Raw genomic sequence first — 19,290 nt, 5'->3', positions numbered from 1 at the left:
TCGATAGTGACTAACTGGAGCAAGATATCTCCAGATGTTTCCCCCAATCTGGAGGTAACTTAGCCAAATCATCAAATTCAGGCTGTTCGGCAAAAGGGTGCTGCAATGCCTGATGCAGGCGCTGCAATGGCTGAATATCATCCTTTTCGGCGTGGTCGATCGCTTGCTGTGCCAGATAGTTACGCAATATATATTTCGGGTTCACTGCTTTCATCAAATACTGACGCTGAGCATCGTCAATCGGTTCTTGTTGCAAACGTGCACGATAACGACTGTACCAACTGTCAAAACCGGCTCTATCGATAAAATCATCACGTAGCGGCGATTGTGCCGAATGCATTTCAACCTGACTCAACAAACGGAATGTGCGGGTATAGTCTCGGCCCTCTTGGGTCATCAAACTCAATAATTCTGTCAGTAGTTCGTTATCTTGACTGCTGCTTTCGACGAAACCTAATTTAGCGCGCATCTGTTGGCCGTAAGCTGCCATTAACTCTGGCTCGTAAGCGCTCAGTGCCAACTGCAACTGTTCCACCGACATTAAGCCGGACAGCGCCTGCCCTAGCCGATGCAGGTTCCATAATGCGACCGCTGGTTGATTATCGAATGCATAGCGCCCTTGATGATCGGAATGATTGCAAATATATCCCGGAACATAGTCATCCAGAAAACCGAATGGACCATAGTCCATAGTAATACCAAGAATCGACATATTATCGGTATTCATAACACCATGAGCAAAACCGATTGTTTGCCACTGGGCGATTAAACGCGCCGTGCGTTTTACCACATCAGTAAACCACAACAAGTAGCATTCTGCTTGCCCGGCGCATTGTGGCCAGTGGCGGGCAATCACATAGTCCGCTAGCTGTTTAACCTGTGCAGGCTGCTGACGATAATAGAAGTGTTCGAAATGGCCGAAGCGAACATGGCTTTCAGCCACCCGCAATAGCATAGCGCCTCGCTCCGCTTGCTCACGGTAGACTGGATGTTCGCTGGTAACGATGGTCAGTGCGCGGCTGGTAGGTATTCCTAAATGATGCAATGCTTCGGAAGCTAAAAACTCACGGACAACTGAGCGCAAAACTGCACGCCCATCCCCCATGCGGGAATAAGGTGTTAACCCTGCACCTTTCAGATGCCAGTCCATACTGCGACCATCACTGAGCTGCTGTTCCCCCAGCAAAATGCCACGACCGTCGCCAAGCTGCCCCGCCCATACACCAAACTGGTGACCGCTATATACTTGTGCCAGCGGTTCCATACCTGATAACAAAGCCTCTCCAGCCCATATGGCGGCTTTCGGCAGACTAAACCAACTCTCATCCAGCCCAAGCTCCTGCGCCAAAGGGGCACTATGGTACAGCAAGTGTGCCCCCCTTAACGGTGTTGGCTGCAAGTAAGTATAAAAACCGCTGAGTTGCTGCCCGTAGCTATTATTAAATTGAGGAGCATCCTCAAACTCAGACGGGTTCTCTGCTTTGGAACTGCTATCAGACTCAATGCCCTTAAAGGATGTCATCAACGTAATACCTCAGCCAGCCAATGACGAACTTGCAACAACTCGGCGTATGATTCAGGGAAATCATCGCTTAATCGCAGGCAAACCGCATTAATAGTATCAGGACGATACATCACCCCTTGTAGGCGCTCAGCCAACGCCTCCAGCGGGGCAGGATTCAAACTGTCCGTAAAAATTTGGCAACGATCAATGGCACCCTGTAATACATCGAAATGTAGTTCAATTCCGCCCCAAACAAAGCGGGTATCAACTAAGTGACTAAAGGCAGGTGCCTGACCAAAATTCCATTCCCAGCTACTCTGTTTGGCAAATTGCTCAGTAAAACCCGGTAGGTTGGGCAATACTTGTGGGGATATTATTTCCGCTGATACCTGTTCATCGTAATAATCGAAAAAAGCCTGTTCAATGGCAACAGAGATCTGCTGGTGGTCAATCCCTGGTAACAGCTCTACCAGATTAGTCACGCGAGAACGAACTGACGTAATCCCTTTAGCCTGCAATTTTTTCGGATCAGGATTAAGGTAATCGGCCAAACGGCTCAGGTCCGCACTCAATAACAATGTGCCATGATGAAAACCACGATCTTTGGTCTCTTTATAAGCCGATCCCGATACTTTGCGCTCATCATCACCGTTCTTAACCACCAAATCATTACGACCTGAAGCTGTGGCCTGAATTCCGAGCGATGCCAAAGCATTAAGAATAATTTGAGTGGATACTGTTTTATCATATTCAGGTTTGCCGGCCATAAAGGTAAAACAGGTATTACCCAAATCATGGAATACCGCCCCACCGCCACTGCTGCGCCGAGCCAGCTTCACACCATCTTGCTCCATGCGACGGGTATTGCACTCTTTCCATGGATTCTGAGCACGCCCGATCACCACGGTATCAGCATTCCGCCACAAAAAGAGCACTCGCTGATCTGGAGACATTTGGCGGAAAATACACTCTTCTACAGCCAGATTAAACCAGGGATCATAAGAATCAGAAATGAGTAAGCGAAGGGATGACATAAACGCGGCTCCGAACCAAAATAAGCAGCCATTAAGATAACATAACCCACACTGATATCTTTAGGTTCGAGGATTCATTCTGTATTAACTAAGGATTCAAGCAAAAAAGCATCAAATACGGCGCGCTTGCCAGTAAACACGTTTCCAGTAAACATTCTCCAGCGATGAGCGGATCACACCTTTACTCGTTGAAGCATGAATAAACTCATCATTCGTATCGTAAATACCAACATGCAATCCATTTTGTCCACTGCCGGTTTTGAAGAACACCAAGTCACCAGGCATCAGCTCATCACGACCCACTTTAGTGCCTAGCGTGGTTTGCGCTACAGTCGTCCGGGGTAATTGCATATCAAAACGATCGCGGAAAGTGCGGTAAACAAACCCAGAGCAATCAACGCCGTTTTGATCCAGCCCACCATTACGATATGGCGTTCCTTCCCATTGACGCAGTTGTTCATTCAGTTTAGCAACTACCACAATAGAATCAGACAAGTGACCACTTGGTGTTGGAGCATGGCTGCTACAACCAGCAAGAATCATACTCATCAAAAAGATCCAGCAACGCATCCGCATCGAGATATCACCAAAGGTAAGGCTTAGCCAATGCGCCAGACAGCAAGCTATTCGGCGCTACATCTGGCTAGAGATAGGCACCAGTATCGCTAATTTAGCTATCGAGTTTGGAAAAAACAAGTTATATGAATGAGATAATAGATTTAATCGTTCTTTATTGGTTTTGTATGAATCAGCCATATCCCCAATAGAATGAAACCTGCCCCTAACGTTTTCAGTAATGTCGCCGACTCATTGAACTCAGGTAGCCATACTGCGGCTAAATAGACTAACGCATAACTCAGACTGAGTAATGGATAGGCCCGACTGAGTGGCAGATACCTTAGTGCAAAAAACCAGCACAACATCGATAAGGCATAACCGGTTAACCCGCAAGTTACCGCTATTAACTGTGTTAAATGATGAGCTAAAAATTGAACATTAATATCTGCCAGTGATATTAATGGGGTATGCATCATCCCCCATTTAAGCATTAATTGGGCAATGGTCACCAATATTACACTGCCTATTCCCCATAGATAACCTTTCATTAATACCAACTAATCAAAAGGATGCCAAACATAATGGAGGCAACGCCAAGCCAATGGCGAGAAGTTGTCTTCTCGCCATAAAACAGCTGCGCGGCCAAGGTCACCAACACAAAATTAAAGCTTAATAGCGGATAAGCCACACTCAAAGGCAGATGTTGCAATAAACGCAGCCAGAATAACATCCCTAAACCAAGCAGTATTAGTGCAATGGTAAGCCAACGCAGTGTTGGGGCTAGCCGTTTATCACTTGGCCGATCCCAGCATTGCGCTGCTTGCTTCTGACACAGTTGCCCCGCACAGGTCAATAAACTAACCACTATCAAGAGCAGATAACTTGTCATGGTGTCTTTTGGTACCACAAAAGTGCCAAACGATTCATTAAATTAACCTTGTCGGCTACCGGATAATGGGCAGGGATGCCCTCACCGCGAGATAATTGTACAACTAACGATACATCACCTTGCCGCCTTGCATGAGCCAACCATTCACTAAAATCTTTATCGTTAATGTATTTATCTTTGCTGTCAGCGTAGTTCAGCCCATAAGACAGCTCGCCCTTTTCGCTGAACATGAGTATATCGCTACGTTTCAGTTGCCACGCTAACCCCGCCGCTACACCAACGCTATCGGTAAGTACATAACGGCTACTGCTCAGTGCATCAAAATTATTCTGGATAAAGTTTTGCGGTTGTTTGGAGTCAATAACCTGCTGAGGAATCAGATAACCCACCAGCAAAACCAACAGTAATGGGCAGGCAGCAGCCCAACGCCAATAACGAGCGTTATTATACAAGGTTATAAACCCGACTAACCCCCAGCCAACAAAGGCGACTATCGCCAGTATAACTTTCTGATGCTCTTGCGGCCCATAAGCAACCATGTGCCCCACTAACCCCAAACCAATAACCAGCACCGCCAGCGCGCAAACTAATCCGAAAATAAGATTTATCGCACCATTTATCTTCAGTACGCGCATACGCATGTTACTGGCACAGTCTGTTGCGTATGCAGCCATCAGTAAAGATAATGGCGCCATACATGGCAAGATATATGTCGGGAGTTTTCCTTTAGCCACACTGAAAAATAGCAACGGCATGATGACCCAACTGAGCAAGAAAAACAGTTCAGGTTTTGCCACCCGTTCACGCCATCCTTTAAGTACCGCACCCGGTAATAACCCCAACCACGGCAATACCCCAATGCACAGAATAGGCAGGTAATACCAGATAGGCGCTTTATGTTGAGCATCTTTTTCAGCGAACCTCTGAATATGTTCAACCCAGAAGAAGTAATGCCAGAAATCAGGTTCACGTTGCGCAATTGCCAATGCCCACGGCAAGCTCAAAATTACCGCACCCAATACCGCGATCGGACCAAAAATGATGAGATCTTTTATTCGCTTTTGCTGTATGACAATAGGCAATACTGAAATAACCGGCACGGCCAACGCGAGAAAACCTTTGGTCATAAAGCCCATGCCACAGGCAAGGCCGAGCAAAAGGTAAGCGCCAACCTTTTGCGTCGAGGTTTCTGCTCGTAATGTGAGATAAAAACAGACCATTGAAGCGGTCAGCCATAATGAAATCATCGGGTCCAATACCGCATAGGAGCCGATACTAAATACCAACAACATGGAGAGATAAATTAATGTCGCCAATACTGATGTAGAGCGATTACGCCACAATAAAGTCGCCAACCAATAGACTAATATTGCACTCAGGGCGGTACTAAAAATGGAACCAAATCGGACGGCGAAATTAGTGTCACCAAATATCCACTGGCTAATATTATTAAACCAATAACCCGCGATAGGTTTTTCGAAATAACGAATCCCCAGAAAATGCGGCACTATCCAATCACCACGTTGCAACATTTCCCGGCTAATTTCAGCATAGCGCGTTTCGTCAGGCTGCCACAGTAAACGGCTATTGATTGGCAATAAATAAATAAGAGCAAAGAACAGCGCCAGCAGGGCGGCTCCGCCACCTTTTAATAATCTCATCCAACATCCTTAATATCTGACTGACACCCTAACCAGCCCTCTCGGCCAGGAAAGGTTGTACGTTCGACTGTCCCTATTGGCAATGAATCCAAATCATCGGGTAATAGTTCTCGAAGTGGGCAAAACTGTATACCTTGTTTTTTCGCCTGGACTAATAATTGCTCAAACATCGCCGCCTGAGACATCCCTTCCACTTCAGCATGAATGGTATAAACCGAGACACCTCTATCACGCAAAATAGCTTCAATGATGAAATCATTAAAATCCTCGGCACGAACCTCACTGCCGACGACTTCATCGTACGTTGGCAACGTCACTGGGATTTGTACGCTGCCAAGGTTGCCATCAGGCAACAGAGGGCGGAAAGGATGTGTACCACGACAATCGCTGTTATAACGAAAAGAGAACGGCTGCTTTATGGCTAATACCCGAGAGTCAGCACGCCATCCAGCAGCCGCAGAACACGTAACTGGCTGCCCAATACTGTGCTGCAATGCATCCACACCCAATTGTACCTGTTCAGTTAGCTGTTGCGTTGACCAGGATGCAACTTTAGCTTGCCAGCCTTGATGATCCCAGGCATGTAAACCAACCTCATGCTCTGCTTGTAATGTGGCTTTCATTAATGAGCCAAGGTCTTTAGCGATTTTTTTACCCGGCCAGGCGGTTCCTGCCAGTAAAATATCCCAACCATAAAGCGACGCAGCATTTGAACGCAGCATCTTCCACAAGAAACGGGGACGGAAAAGGCGCCACAAGTGGCGCCCCATGTTATCTGGACCAACACTGAAGAAAAAGCTGGCACTGATATCATACTTTTCCAATACAGCAAGTAATGATGGCACACCTTCTTTTGTTCCACGGTAGGTATCCACATCAATCCTTAGTCCAACTTGCTTCATAGGTGATGCTCATCCTTTGGGGTTTCACTCAGCTCAACTACAGCACCGCGAAGGAAGAAATCCAATGTTTCGGTGACAGTTTGCTGCAAGGCAATTTCTGGCTGCCAATGTAAAATACGGCGCGCATTCGTGATACTTGGCGTGCGATATTCAACATCCTGATAGCCTTTGCCATAATATGCGCTGCTTTCAATATCTTTAAAGCCCGCAAACGGAGGGAAGTGACTGCGTAATTCATGTTTTTCAAAACTACTCAGTAGCATTTCTGCCAATTCACGAATACTTGCCTCATTGGTCGGGTTACCAATATTAATTATCTGCCCATCACAGCAGCCATCATTGTTCTCAATAATGCGAAATAGCGCTTCAATGCCATCATGAATATCAGTAAAGCAGCGTTTTTGCGCGCCACCATCAACCAGTTGAATAGGAGAGCCTTCGACCAGATTTAATATAAGTTGTGTAATGGCGCGGGAACTGCCAATACGAGCAGCATCAAGGTTATCCAGGCGTGGTCCCATCCAGTTAAATGGACGGAACAGTGTGAATCTAAGATTCTCTTTGGCACCATAAGCCCAGATAACGCGATCCAATAACTGTTTGGATACTGAATATATCCAGCGCTGTTTGTTAATTGGCCCCACAATCAACCGAGAGCTATCTTCGTTAAACTCTTTGTCATCACACATACCATAAACTTCAGAAGTGGATGGGAAGACAATGCGTTTATTGTATTTAACACAATCGCGAACAATTTTTAAATTTTCTTCAAAATCTAATTCGAAAACACGCAATGGATTACGGGTATATTCAATTGGCGTCGCAATAGCCACCAACGGCAGAATAACATCACACTTTTTAATGTGATATTCAATCCATTCGGAATGAATGCTGATATCCCCCTCCACGAAATGGAAGAAAGGATTATCCAAGAAACGACTAATAGCATCAGAACCAATATCCAAACCGTATACTTCGTAGCGGTTATCGCGCAACAAACGCTCAGTTAAGTGGTTACCAATGAAGCCGTTTACACCAAGGATAAGTACACGGGTACGTCTTTTCAGAGCTTTACTTGGCTTATTGGCTAAGCGCACATCTGTGACAATACCCATTTCTTGGGCTAAACGACTGCCCTGGACATACAAACCAGCATCGCCCTGACCAGTAACAATCTCCAGCGCACCTTCACCACAAGCAACAACCAAAGGTGAAATTGAGAGTACGGTACCAGGCAACTTCCCATGTGCTACCGTCAGTGGTCGTGCACGCCAGATGATAAGTTTACGCTGACCAAGATAACTGAATGCGCCAGGGTATGGCTCAGTCACTGCGCGAACCAAATTATTGATATCTGATGCTGACTTGTGCCAATTAACCTCTCCATCCGCAGCAGTCCGACGGCCAAAATAGCTGGCATCAGCTTCTTTTTGTGGTGTTGGATGCAGCGAAGAACGCTTCATTTTAGGCAATATATCACGCAGCAATTCTTGCGATGCTTCGCGCATTTTTGCATGTAATGTCAATGCAGTATCATCATCGCTGATAATAACTTTCTGCTGGCCCACAATTGGCCCCGCATCAGCTTTTTTTACCATTTGGTGCAGGGTTACACCGGTTTCGGTCTCCCCATTAACCAGCGCCCAGTTAATCGGAGCACGGCCACGGTATTTAGGCAACAAGGACCCGTGTAAATTAAATCCTCCTTGCGGTGCTGATGACAAAATTTCCTCACACAGCATATTACGATAATAGAAAGAGAAAATAACATCAGGTTGCAATAGCTTAATACGCTCAATCCATAACGGATGATTGACATCATCTGGCGCAAATACAGGGAGTTCTAAATCAGCAGCAACACGCGCGACTGAAGAGAAAAAGCGATTTTCATTCGGATCATCCGTATGGGTAAATACCGCCTGAATATCGTAACCTGCTTCTACTAATGCTTTTAGGCCTACACAGCCAATATCATGATAGGCAAATACAATCGCTTTCATTTCTCTACTTCCTGATTATTGTCGGTCTGCTCTGCGCCGACTACTTTTTGTATGAAATAACGTGGACGCGCGCGCACATCGTTATAAATACGACCGATGTATTCACCAAGTAGCCCCATACCAACGAATTGGGCTCCGATGAACATGAACAACACGGCAAAGAGTGTAAAGACACCGCCGCCAGCCCATTCTGGGCCAAATACCAAGCGTAAAACGACTAACAGCACTGCAAGAGTAAAACCAGAAAGCGCAATGACACTCCCCACCAGGCTTAACAGACGTAATGGTGTCGTTGTCAGACAGGTTATCAAGTCATACATTAGATTGATGAGTTTCATCAGACTGTATTTTGAGTCACCGAACTCGCGCTCTGCGTGGTGCACAGTAATTTCAGTGGTACGGCGAGCAAAGGTATTTGCCAGGATAGGGATAAATGTACTGCGTTCGTGACAGTGTAACATCGCCTCTACGATATGGCGACGATAAGCCCGCAACATGCAGCCGTAATCACCCATCGACTTTCCTGTAGCCCGCTGAATCATTAAATTAATTAAACGGGAGGCTGTTTTGCGAAACAGTGAATCCTGCCGGTTAGCGCGCACCGTACCGACGACGTCGTAACCCTCTTCGGCCACACTAACCAGCCGCGGAATTTCCTCTGGCGGGTTTTGCAGATCAGCATCAAGTGTAATAACCAAATCACCGCTAGCCTGATTGAATCCAGCCATAATGGCAGAATGCTGACCATAATTACGATTCAGCAAAACTGCGATTATGCAGCTTTCTGGTTCGTTCGCTGCTGCTGTCAGCATTTCAGCAGAACTATCACTGCTCCCATCATCAACCAAAATAATTTCATAAGCTTGGGTGAGTAACTTACAGGCAGCCGATGTCCTCTCTATTAATGCTGGCAAGCTCTCTTGCTCGTTATAAACAGGGATAACTATTGATACTTTTTTGATTTCTTCATTTTGAAACACGGTGCGGCCCTATAATAGTTGCCAATGCATCAACCACCCGCTCAACATCACTGTCCAGCATGTCGGGGAAAAGGGGCAATGTGCATAATCTGGCGGAATTCCACTCGGTATTGGGTAAGTTCAGGTTCGGATAACGCTCGCGATAATACTTTTGAGTGTGCGCTGCGCGAAAATGAAGGCCAGTACCAATACCTAACGCTTTCAACCGCTCCATCAGAGAGTCTCGACTAATTCCACAGCGCTGTTCATCAACGCGCACCATAAACAGGTGCCATGCGTGCTGATGGGCGTAGCCGGGAACAGCAAGGGGTTGCAAGGGCGAGTCATTCAATGCCTTATAATATTGAGTGACTAATTCTTGGCGGCGAGCATTGATTTCAGGTAAACGTTTGAGTTGCACTACAGCAATCGCTGCGTGAATATCAGATAAGTTATATTTATAGCCAGGCACTATGACTTCGGCCTGTGGGCTGCGCCCTTGTAGCTGTCGATCAAAAGCATCCACCCCCAAGCCATGAAACTTAAGTTGCCGTACTTTGTCGGCTAGCTCATCATCGTCGGTGGCAATTAAACCGCCTTCAGCACAAGTCATGTTTTTAATGGCATGGAAAGAAAAAATGGCTGTGCCCTTCTCTCCGACCCATTGATTCCCATAGCGGGTGCCCGCAGCGTGGGCCGCATCTTCAATCAGTGGGATACCTCGACGCTGAGCAACTAAACGCAAAGCATCAAGATCACAGGGAGCGCCTGCATAATGTACTGGGATAATGGCTTTGGTTTTTGCGGTGATAGCTGCTTCAACATCCGCAGCATTTACCATTAAAGTGTCGCGATCAACATCAATCATTACCGGCTCAGCGCCCAGTAACACAATCATATTGAGAGTAGAAACCCACGTTTGGGACGGGGTGATAACTTCATCCCCTGGGCCAATACCCAAGGCCATCAAGGTGATATGCATTCCCGCCGTAGCCGAACAGACAGCAATGGCATGTTTGCAACCAAACGCATCACAAAAATTAGCCTCTAATTGCTGATTCTGCGGTCCGGTGGTTATCCAACCTGAACCTAATACATTTACGACCGAATTAATTTCTTCCGTACCAATCGACGGGCGTGAGAAAGGTAAAAAATTCTGCATTAAATAATCCCTTAGGACACTAGAGCTATCGGCAACTATATGCCCACGCAAGTTAACGAAAACTAAACGTCAATCAGATAAACGCATGGTTTTCTAGCTCAACTTTAGTCCATTAACCTTAAATAAACCTTAAGACTGTCTTTTTTATCTCAGAGATCATCAGAAAGGTCACCATCACCGAGCGTGAAGTGATTTTTATCTTAAAATAAAACAACTGACACAAAACCCTACAGAAGGTACAAAGGTGATGATTTAATTGACTTTATCCGTGTAAAGTGAGAAGTAAACGCCGCAGATAATAGAAATGTGAATTAAAAGTACAGGGAATTAATTTCCAACTACCAATAGAACTTGATAAATAGATGTAAGCGTCACATGCTTTTTGTAACAATCCAATTCTGAAGCTCAAAGCTGTGAATTTGAAAGTCCACTTCAAATACGTCAGACAGAATATTTGCCTCCATTACCTGTTTAGCCCCCCCCTGCGCAAGCACGCTCCCTTTAGACATCAACCAAACCTGATCGGCCTGTTGTAAAGTATGGTTAAGGTCATGAGCACTGATGATAGCGCTGCGCCCTGCCGCACAAAACTCAGCAAGTAGCCCATCTAGCGCCACTTTTTGCGCCACATCGAGTCCGGTATAGGGTTCATCGAGTAATAACAGTTTGCTGTCAGAATTGATATCAGGCCAAACTTGCAGGAATACTGCCGCCAACCGAACGCGCTGCCACTCACCACCTGAAAGCTGTGATAGCATTCTTGGCAATTTGTCGGTTAAGCGCAATTTTTGACAGAGATAGCCAATCGTTGCCGCTACCGCATCTGGTGCAGCGCCGACAGGCTGGTAAAGCGCGAGATATTGGAAAACGGGCATTAAAGTCAGGGCTGATTGCTGTTGACTTAGATAACCTCGTGAACGGGCCAAGTCATGCCCTGCATAAAGGGTCAGCGGCTGCCCTGCCAGTAAAATATCCCCATGCGCAGGCAGCAAGCCCGCTAAAGCCGCCAACAAGGTACTTTTCCCTGCCCCATTTGGGCCTATCAGATGAATTTGCAACCCGGCAGCCACTTCAGCAGAAAAAGGGGCAAGGCGTGTTTCTACATTGACATTGCTGAGTTGCAATAGCATCAAAATAAACCTGTTGTCGGAAATTAGTTGTTGGCTAACGCTTGAGTCATTGCACCGATTAGAATCGGATCTTCTGGTGTCATATCGGGAGCAAAACGTTCAAGTACGACACCCTCGCGACTAATCAAGAATTTCTCAAAATTCCACAGAATATCACCTGGTTGCTTTGGTTCACGCCCTTTACTGGCTAAGCGTTGATAAAACTCGCTCCCTGCCGGTTTTACTGCAACAGATTTAGCCGCAATCAATTGCTGGTATAAAGGGTGTCGTTGCGAACCATTGACCTCAATTTTACTAAACATCGGAAACTCAACCCCAAATGTGCCTCGGCAGAAGGCTTGTATCTCTTCATCACTGCCCGGTTCTTGCCCCGCGAACTCATTGCTCGGAAACCCTAAAACTTCAAAACCTTGCTGATGATATGTTTTATAAAGGTTTTCAAGCCCTTCATACTGCTTAGTCAGACCACATTGAGAAGCCACATTAACGACCAATAGAACTGAGCCCTTATACTTTTCCAGCAGAATAGATTCACTTTCAATGGTTTTAACAGGGATGGAATAAATTGGATTACTCATCAGGAAGGATCCTTATTCAGCGATGTTATACAGGTGAACTTACAAGAAGATAAAATAGGTGTAAGGCCGATCACTTTACACTTTTCACTCGTGTCAGCAACCAGATAAATAATGGCGAACCTAAGGTTGCTGTTACCACACCAATTGGCAGTTCCGCCGAGAATAACGCTATACGCGCGATAACATCAGCAAACAACAGTATTCCGCCGCCAGCCAATGCACATCCGGTTAGTAGGCGGCGTTGGTCGGTTAAGCCCGTCAACCGCAAGATATGGGGGATTACCAAGCCAATAAAACTGATAACACCCGCTAGGGCAACGCTGATGCCAACCAGCAAACCGATAGCCAGCACTAATAAGTTCCGCCACAAATGGAGAGGGATTCCCAACTGCCTTGCTTGCTGCTCACCCAATGACATAAAGTTGAGCACTCGGCCCTGACAACATAGCCATACAACTATCGGCAACAGTGCCACGACTAATCCCTGCTGTCGCCAATCTATGCCGCTAAATCCCCCCATCATCCAATACATCAACTGCCGTAAATCCAGGCTAGTGCTAAAATAGACAGCCCATGTCATCACCGCACTGCACACGATCCCCAATGCAACACCGACCAGTAACAAACGAGCATTAGTTAATAAGCGCCTGCGTGCAAAGCCTAGTAGCAGCACCGTCATCAGTAAGGCTCCGGCTATGGCACAGCCACTTAAAAACCAGATAGGCAACAATCCATGCCCTAGCAATACCGCCATAACCAATGCAACGCCGGCCCCATTCGCCACTCCCAACAAACCGGGTTCAGCTAATGGATTTTCAAACAGTGCCTGCATTACAGCACCCGATACCGCAAGGCTTGCACCCACCATCATCACGGCTAAGCTCCGGGGCAAGCGCAACTGCCAGACGAACAACTGCCCACGCTCGCTGAACCACTGGCGAGGCCAAATCCAAGTATCGCCAGCACACAAACTGACTATCAGAGCCAAAAAAAGTATGATAACCAACCCTTTAAGGTAACGGTAATCCCGCTGTTGTTGCCGCTGTTGAAGTGAGGTAAATAACTGACTGGTCTGCATTACATCCTCGGCCGCTGTATCAGGATAAACCTGAAGATGTCTCATAAAGATTAGGCCTGATGCCCATCGCCAGGCACTGATAGTAGGGGGTTAACGCGGCAAGGGGAAGTTTTGCATGAAGAATAAGACGTTTACTGGGAGAAAACGCTAACTGAGCCGCTGATTTTAGAGGCAAAGTTAGCGTTCATCACGTATTTGCTGTTAGCGTTGACCACTATTTTGCGGTGGATAGAGTGGCTGACCACCGCCATTATTTGGCCCACCTTGCTTAGCAGCACGTTGGCGTCCATCATCCGCCGACTGACCACGCCCACGATTATCATTATTGTGCTGTGGCGAATTAACATGTTCGCCACGCTCATTATGGTTTTGATCCCCATGCTGCTGCCCACGGAACGGATTACGACCATCTTGTGTTTGTGGGTGCTGCCAACGACCACCGTCCCAATAATAGCCACGTTCATTACGATCACCAATATGACCGCCACGATGTTCATGCCACCACTGCGGCGGGCGCCAATCGTAGCCATCCCAGTAATAACCTCGATTGTCCTGATCCCCTAAGTGCACGCTGACGCCAGGGATATTGATATCAAGTGACACCTCTGCCTGTGCAAACAGTGGCATTAATGCCAACGCCCCAAGTAATAGCAGATATTTTTTCATACACATCCAAATATATTATTTAGCAGTTAATGAATTTATATCAGTGAAAATAAAAACCCTCTATCAGACAACCCACCCTTTTCACTTTCATTTCATGTCACTTACGAAAACTATACATACCTTACATGTCAGATATTCTTATTCACCACTATTACTAACATGTCTTAACGTTTATCTGACAGTAATAATCATCATATTAAATTATTATGATAAGCTTAACTGGTAAATAAAAGGCAGAGCAAACAAAATGCGGTCTATAGCATTAATGGTGACAGTAATCATATTAAGCGCCACATTATCAGCTTGCTGTATATTCCCGCCGCATGGCGGTGGCGGTGGCGGTGGCGGTGGCGGTCCAAGAATGCACTACGATAACCATCCATATCATTAAATTACAGCCATAAGATAAATATAAAACTGGCATTCAATAAGAATAATCTAATTTATTTAGAAAAAATCATTGAATGCTAGCGTAGGTTTCCATAATAAAAAAACCATTCTCTTGCTAATTTAAATATCGACACTAATTATTAGTTAATAATTAATAGAACCATTACAATCAATTTAATAAGTACTGCTCTAAAGTCAATCATCTCATTCAATCAAACTTTATCAGAAACAAAAAACCGACTATCTGTTAGTATGTTGATATATTAATACTTTTCTAACACTTAATGACCCTGACACCGAATATGATCCAGTCATAATCAGGAATAACTGGCTTCAGGTTAGCTGTATATTCTGGCAATCGACAGATTTCTCGGCGAATTCAGATGGCGTCATCCATCCCAGCACAGAATGGGGACAACGCTGATGAGATCTAGCTACAGCTATGACCCCTGCAATGCGGGGTTTTTTCTTGTCTGGAACAATGCACGCTCACTATTAGAACATGGCAAAAGGACAACAAGACCTTAAATCGCGGTCAGTATGTGGAGATTAATAAAATTATTATATTTCAATGAATTACAAATAAGAAAAAGGCCGCTTACGCGGCCTTTTGTTTGAGTAGATACTCACTCTTTTGGAGTAGCACCTTCTACCCGGCTTTTTAGCTTTTGCCCTGGACGGAAAGTCACCACACGGCGCGCCGTAATAGGAATGTCCTCACCCGTCTTCGGATTACGGCCCGGACGTTGGTTCTTGTCTCGCAGATCAAAATTGCCAAAGCCAGACAGTTTGACCTGTTCGCCATTCTCGAGAGCACGACGTACTTCCTCAAAGAATAACTCAACCAGATCTTTGGCATCTCGTTTGCTAAGCCCTAGCTTTTCAAACAGATGTTCTGACATTTCAGCTTTAGTAAGCGCCATAGGTTCAATCCCTCAAGGATGCTTGGAATCGCTGTTTTAACGCCTCTACACATCTTGCAACGGTAGCGGCGATCTCCTCTTCTTCCAGTGTACGTGCGGTATCCTGCAACACCAGACTAATAGCCAGACTCTTATAGCCCTCTGCTACGCCCTTGCCACGGTACACATCAAACAAGTTTACGCCAACTACCTGATTTGCGCCAACTTTCTTACACTCCGCCAAAATATCTTCTGCGGGAACGTTTTCAGCCACTACGACAGCGATATCGCGGCGGTTTGCTGGGAAGCGTGAAATCTCGCTGGCCTGAGGCACAGCGCGGTCTGCAAGCCTGTTCCACTGCACTTCAAACACCACAGTTCGACCATTCAGATCCAGCTTACGTTCCAATTCAGGATGAACTACACCAATGAAACCAATGTGTTCCCCTGATAAATAAATTGCAGCACTCTGCCCAGGATGCAGTGCAGGATGCGCTTGTGCACGGAACTGAACATCCGATAATTTGCCGGTAAGTTCCAGAATTGCTTCCAGATCACCTTTCAAATCATAGAAGTCGATTGGCTGACGCGCCAGATCCCAATGCTCATCGTAACGGTGACCAGCAATAACACCAGCCAGCATTAGATCCTGTCTAACGCCTAAATCTGCTGTACTATCAGGTACAAAGCGCAAGCCACTCTCAAATAAACGCAAGCGAGATTGCTGGCGATTCTGGTTATAAACTACCGCCGACAGTAAACCGGTCAACAATGACAAACGCATGGCAGACATCTCAACCGAGATAGGGCTTGGCAAGATTAACGCGTCTTGTTGTGGATGCAGAAGTGCCTGTACTTTCGGGTCAACAAAACTGTAAGTAATTGCTTCCTGATAACCTCGATCAACTAAAGCCATTTTTACACGCTTCAGTGACAAATCAGCTTCACGGTGTTTAGTCATCACCAAATTAGCTTTAACTGGCACATCTGGGATATTGTTATAGCCGTAGATACGGGCAACTTCTTCCACCAAATCTTCTTCGATTTCCATATCGAAACGCCAGCTTGGTGCCACCGCCTGCCAATCAGAACCAAGTTCAGTCACCTGGCAGCCTAGTCGGCGCAAAATGTCACTCACCTGCTCAGAAGGAACGTGATGACCAATCAATCGGTCCAGCTTCTCACGGTGTAGCGTGATTGTGGCGCATTTTGGCAATTCTGCCGCCGCAGTCACGTCAATCACCGGGCCTGCTTCACCACCACAGATATCAATTAGCAGACGTGTCGCTCGTTCCATCGCTTTATGCTGCAACGCAGGATCAACACCGCGCTCGTAGCGGTGGGAGGCATCGGTATGCAAGCCGTGGCGACGCGCACGACCAGTAATTGATAATGGGTTGAAGAAGGCAGATTCCAGCAAAACATTGCGGGTCTCTTCGTTAACGCCAGAGTGCTCGCCGCCAAAGATACCGGCCATTGCTAGTGGCTTATGTTGGTCAGCAATGACCAGCGTATCTGCATTCAATTTGGCTTTTGTGCCATCTAGCAGTGTTAATTCTTCACCTTCAGCCGCCAGACGGACAATAATCCCACCGTCAATACGGTCCAGATCAAACGCGTGCATTGGCTGACCTAACTCTAATAAAACGAAGTTAGTGACATCTACCACCGGATCAATCGAGCGAATACCACAACGGCGCAGTTTCTCACGCATCCACAATGGTGTCGCCGCTTTGACGTTAATCCCTTTAACCACACGGCCCAAGTAGCGCGGACAAGCCTGTGGCGCCTCTACGTGAATTGGGAATGTATCGGGAATCAATGCCGCAACAGGTGTCATATCCGGTTCAGATAATGGCAATTGATTCACGACCGCTACATCGCGTGCTACACCGATAATGCCCAAACAATCGGCACGATTTGGTGTGACACTGATTTCAATGGTTTTATCGTCCAAATGTAGATATTCACGCACATCGACACCGATAGGCGCATCAGCAGGCAGCTCGATAATACCATCGTGATCATCTGAAATAGCAAGTTCAGAGAACGAGCACAGCATGCCTTCTGATGGTTCACCGCGCAATTTGGCAGCTTTGATTTTGAAATCACCAGGCAACACTGCACCAACAGTTGCAACCGCGACTTTCAAGCCCTGACGACAATTCGGTGCACCACAAACGATATCCAGCAAGCGGTCACCGCCTACATCGATCTTAGTTACCCGCAGTTTATCTGCGTTTGGATGTTGACCACATTCGACAACGTGACCGATAACGACGCCATTAAATTCGCCTGCAACCGCATCTACACCATCAACTTCTAAACCGGCCATAGTAATTTGATGGGCCAGGTCATCACTACTAATGGCTGGGTTTACCCATTCGCGTAACCAAAGTTCACTGAATTTCATGAGATATCCCGCCTTACTTAAACTGTTTGAGGAAACGCAGATCATTTTCGAAAAATGCACGCAAATCGGTGACGCCGTAACGCAACATAGTTAAGCGCTCCATCCCCATTCCGAAGGCAAAACCTGAATAAATATCAGGATCAATACCGACGTTTCGCAATACATTTGGGTGCACCATGCCGCAACCGAGCACTTCAAGCCATTTACCATTTTTACCCATCACATCCACTTCAGCAGACGGTTCGGTAAACGGGAAATAGGAAGGACGAAAACGAATTTGCAAATCTTCTTCGAAGAAATTACGCAAGAAGTCATGCAAAGTGCCTTTCAAATTGGTGAAGCTGATATCACGGTCAATAATCAGCCCTTCCATTTGATGGAACATCGGTGTGTGTGTTTGGTCGTAATCATTACGATAAACGCGGCCAGGCACGATAATCCGAATAGGCGGTTGCTGGATTTCCATGGTGCGAATCTGTACGCCGGACGTCTGCGTGCGCAGCAATCGGGTGGCATCAAACCAGAAGGTATCGTGGTCAGCACGAGCAGGGTGATGAGCCGGAATATTTAATGCATCGAAGTTATGGTAGTCGTCTTCGATTTCCGGGCCAGACTCAACGGAAAAGCCCAACTCACCAAAGAATGTTTCGATACGATCGATTGTGCGGGTAACTGGATGCAACCCTCCATTTTCCATACGACGCCCCGGTAGAGAGACATCAATGGTTTCGGCTGCCAGTCGAGCATTCATGACGGCTGATTCCAGCCTGTCCTTGCGAGCATTAAGCGCTTCTTGTACTTCTTGCTTGGCCTGGTTAATCACAGCCCCGGCTGCCGGGCGCTCTTCGGCTGGCAGCTCGCGCAGCGATGTCATTTGAAGGGTCAAATGGCCTTTCTTACCCAGATATTCGACGCGTACCAAATCCAACGCGGCAACATCTTGGGCATCTTCTACGGCTGCTTTAGCTTTGGCAACCAGCTCTGCGAGATGTGGCATTGTTTTCTCTTCCTCTGGCCGTATGGCCCACTTGTAGTTATATCCTTTGTTCTTGAAGCAGCAAGGGTGTTAGCTACGCTCACTCACCCGAATCACTTACAGGAGTAAGCTTATCGGAATTTACTCGCTTGCTTGCTACCTACCTGCAACTCCAATAACGTTGGATATATGTAATGAGTTAAAAATCGATAATTGAAATGAATATTTTACACAAAATCAATAAGGTACTATATCTGTGATACCCGCACTCTAGTCACTGTAAGTGCCGTAGAGTAAAAACAAAAAAGCCTCCACGATGGGAGGCTTAGGCGCTATTTTTCGTTTCTATTCTTACGCGCAAGCCTCCTGAAATCAGGCGCTAAAGTAAAAAAAGAAGCGAAAAGTAACTGCATGTATCATAAAAATGACCTTCTTACCAAGAAGATAAAGATTAAAAGAGGGAGACAAGCTCCCTCTTCAATTCTGAC

17 protein-coding genes and 1 other annotated feature are annotated in these 19,290 nt (G+C 46.3%); all 17 genes read right to left on the bottom strand.

Annotated features, from left to right (window positions below):
• Window positions 1-10: 10 nt before the first annotated feature.
• Window positions 11-1,522, bottom strand: a complete 1,512-nt coding sequence (locus tag A6J67_RS13950; RefSeq protein ID WP_050296998.1) for a protein adenylyltransferase SelO — start codon at window positions 1,520-1,522, stop codon at window positions 11-13.
• Window positions 1,522-2,538, bottom strand: a complete 1,017-nt coding sequence (locus A6J67_RS13945) for a lipoate--protein ligase A (RefSeq protein WP_032905785.1) — start codon at window positions 2,536-2,538, stop codon at window positions 1,522-1,524. Before A6J67_RS13945 ends, A6J67_RS13950 begins: the two co-directional genes overlap by 1 nt.
• Before the next feature lie 111 nt (window positions 2,539-2,649).
• Window positions 2,650-3,114, bottom strand: a complete 465-nt coding sequence (locus A6J67_RS13940; protein ID WP_005182828.1) for an NlpC/P60 family protein — start codon at window positions 3,112-3,114, stop codon at window positions 2,650-2,652.
• A 143-nt stretch (window positions 3,115-3,257) separates the two neighbouring features.
• Window positions 3,258-3,644, bottom strand: a complete 387-nt coding sequence (gene arnF / locus A6J67_RS13935) for a 4-amino-4-deoxy-L-arabinose-phosphoundecaprenol flippase subunit ArnF (protein ID WP_005182829.1) — start codon at window positions 3,642-3,644, stop codon at window positions 3,258-3,260.
• Entirely contained in the window at window positions 3,644-3,985 is a 342-nt protein-coding gene (gene arnE, locus A6J67_RS13930) for a 4-amino-4-deoxy-L-arabinose-phosphoundecaprenol flippase subunit ArnE (RefSeq protein WP_032905787.1), read from the bottom strand. The genes arnF and arnE overlap by 1 nt, the downstream gene beginning before the upstream one ends.
• Window positions 3,982-5,646 carry a lipid IV(A) 4-amino-4-deoxy-L-arabinosyltransferase gene (gene arnT / locus A6J67_RS13925; protein ID WP_080608236.1) on the bottom strand — a complete coding sequence of 555 codons (1,665 nt, stop codon included), beginning with the start codon at window positions 5,644-5,646 and terminating at the stop codon, window positions 3,982-3,984. The genes arnE and arnT overlap by 4 nt, the downstream gene beginning before the upstream one ends.
• Window positions 5,643-6,548 carry a 4-deoxy-4-formamido-L-arabinose-phosphoundecaprenol deformylase gene (gene arnD / locus A6J67_RS13920; RefSeq protein ID WP_032905791.1) on the bottom strand — a complete coding sequence of 302 codons (906 nt, stop codon included), beginning with the start codon at window positions 6,546-6,548 and terminating at the stop codon, window positions 5,643-5,645. Before arnD ends, arnT begins: the two co-directional genes overlap by 4 nt.
• Window positions 6,545-8,548: a bifunctional UDP-4-amino-4-deoxy-L-arabinose formyltransferase/UDP-glucuronic acid oxidase ArnA gene (gene arnA, locus A6J67_RS13915; protein ID WP_032905793.1), complete on the bottom strand. Its 2,004-nt coding sequence runs from the start codon at window positions 8,546-8,548 to the stop codon at window positions 6,545-6,547. The genes arnD and arnA overlap by 4 nt, the downstream gene beginning before the upstream one ends.
• Window positions 8,545-9,528: an undecaprenyl-phosphate 4-deoxy-4-formamido-L-arabinose transferase gene (arnC, locus tag A6J67_RS13910; protein WP_032905795.1), complete on the bottom strand. Its 984-nt coding sequence runs from the start codon at window positions 9,526-9,528 to the stop codon at window positions 8,545-8,547. The genes arnA and arnC overlap by 4 nt, the downstream gene beginning before the upstream one ends.
• Window positions 9,515-10,669, bottom strand: a complete 1,155-nt coding sequence (arnB, locus tag A6J67_RS13905) for a UDP-4-amino-4-deoxy-L-arabinose aminotransferase (RefSeq protein WP_005182835.1) — start codon at window positions 10,667-10,669, stop codon at window positions 9,515-9,517. Before arnB ends, arnC begins: the two co-directional genes overlap by 14 nt.
• 371 nt (window positions 10,670-11,040) lie before the next feature.
• Window positions 11,041-11,799, bottom strand: a complete 759-nt coding sequence (gene btuD / locus A6J67_RS13900) for a vitamin B12 ABC transporter ATP-binding protein BtuD (protein ID WP_005182836.1) — start codon at window positions 11,797-11,799, stop codon at window positions 11,041-11,043.
• A gap of 23 nt (window positions 11,800-11,822) precedes the next feature.
• On the bottom strand, window positions 11,823-12,377 hold the full coding sequence (locus A6J67_RS13895; protein ID WP_042569831.1) for a glutathione peroxidase: 555 nt from the start codon (window positions 12,375-12,377) through the stop codon (window positions 11,823-11,825).
• Window positions 12,378-12,447: 70 nt separating this feature from the next.
• Complete coding sequence (gene btuC, locus A6J67_RS13890) at window positions 12,448-13,455, bottom strand: vitamin B12 ABC transporter permease BtuC (RefSeq protein WP_005182838.1); 1,008 nt, start codon at window positions 13,453-13,455, stop codon at window positions 12,448-12,450.
• A 201-nt stretch (window positions 13,456-13,656) separates the two neighbouring features.
• The gene (locus tag A6J67_RS13885) at window positions 13,657-14,121 is read right to left on the bottom strand and encodes a DUF2502 domain-containing protein (RefSeq protein ID WP_050297001.1); all 465 of its coding nucleotides are present in this window, start codon (window positions 14,119-14,121) and stop codon (window positions 13,657-13,659) included.
• Window positions 14,122-15,137: 1,016 nt separating this feature from the next.
• On the bottom strand, window positions 15,138-15,434 hold the full coding sequence (gene ihfA, locus A6J67_RS13880; RefSeq protein WP_004875238.1) for an integration host factor subunit alpha: 297 nt from the start codon (window positions 15,432-15,434) through the stop codon (window positions 15,138-15,140).
• Window positions 15,435-15,438: 4 nt separating this feature from the next.
• Complete coding sequence (gene pheT / locus A6J67_RS13875; RefSeq protein WP_005182841.1) at window positions 15,439-17,826, bottom strand: phenylalanine--tRNA ligase subunit beta; 2,388 nt, start codon at window positions 17,824-17,826, stop codon at window positions 15,439-15,441.
• Between the two features lie 13 nt (window positions 17,827-17,839).
• On the bottom strand, window positions 17,840-18,823 hold the full coding sequence (gene pheS, locus A6J67_RS13870) for a phenylalanine--tRNA ligase subunit alpha (protein WP_005182843.1): 984 nt from the start codon (window positions 18,821-18,823) through the stop codon (window positions 17,840-17,842).
• A 277-nt stretch (window positions 18,824-19,100) separates the two neighbouring features.
• Window positions 19,101-19,223: a sequence feature (Phe leader region), on the bottom strand.
• Window positions 19,224-19,290: the final 67 nt, after the last annotated feature.

Source organism: Yersinia sp. FDAARGOS_228, from assembly GCF_002073315.2.
In the GTDB taxonomy this organism is placed as follows: domain Bacteria; phylum Pseudomonadota; class Gammaproteobacteria; order Enterobacterales; family Enterobacteriaceae; genus Yersinia; species Yersinia intermedia.
This window is presented reverse-complemented; position numbering and strand designations above follow the sequence as displayed.

Coding starts and splice junctions, on each gene's coding strand:
- A6J67_RS13950 (WP_050296998.1), bottom strand. CDS start 1,522: ATGACATCCTTTAAGGGCATTGAGTCTGATAGCAGTTCCAAAGCAGAG.
- A6J67_RS13945 (WP_032905785.1), bottom strand. CDS start 2,538: ATGTCATCCCTTCGCTTACTCATTTCTGATTCTTATGATCCCTGGTTT.
- A6J67_RS13940 (WP_005182828.1), bottom strand. CDS start 3,114: ATGCGGATGCGTTGCTGGATCTTTTTGATGAGTATGATTCTTGCTGGT.
- arnF (WP_005182829.1), bottom strand. CDS start 3,644: ATGAAAGGTTATCTATGGGGAATAGGCAGTGTAATATTGGTGACCATT.
- arnE (WP_032905787.1), bottom strand. CDS start 3,985: ATGACAAGTTATCTGCTCTTGATAGTGGTTAGTTTATTGACCTGTGCG.
- arnT (WP_080608236.1), bottom strand. CDS start 5,646: ATGAGATTATTAAAAGGTGGCGGAGCCGCCCTGCTGGCGCTGTTCTTT.
- arnD (WP_032905791.1), bottom strand. CDS start 6,548: ATGAAGCAAGTTGGACTAAGGATTGATGTGGATACCTACCGTGGAACA.
- arnA (WP_032905793.1), bottom strand. CDS start 8,548: ATGAAAGCGATTGTATTTGCCTATCATGATATTGGCTGTGTAGGCCTA.
- arnB (WP_005182835.1), bottom strand. CDS start 10,669: ATGCAGAATTTTTTACCTTTCTCACGCCCGTCGATTGGTACGGAAGAA.
- btuD (WP_005182836.1), bottom strand. CDS start 11,799: ATGCTATTGCAACTCAGCAATGTCAATGTAGAAACACGCCTTGCCCCT.
- A6J67_RS13895 (WP_042569831.1), bottom strand. CDS start 12,377: ATGAGTAATCCAATTTATTCCATCCCTGTTAAAACCATTGAAAGTGAA.
- btuC (WP_005182838.1), bottom strand. CDS start 13,455: ATGCAGACCAGTCAGTTATTTACCTCACTTCAACAGCGGCAACAACAG.
- A6J67_RS13885 (WP_050297001.1), bottom strand. CDS start 14,121: ATGAAAAAATATCTGCTATTACTTGGGGCGTTGGCATTAATGCCACTG.
- ihfA (WP_004875238.1), bottom strand. CDS start 15,434: ATGGCGCTTACTAAAGCTGAAATGTCAGAACATCTGTTTGAAAAGCTA.
- pheT (WP_005182841.1), bottom strand. CDS start 17,826: ATGAAATTCAGTGAACTTTGGTTACGCGAATGGGTAAACCCAGCCATT.
- pheS (WP_005182843.1), bottom strand. CDS start 18,823: ATGCCACATCTCGCAGAGCTGGTTGCCAAAGCTAAAGCAGCCGTAGAA.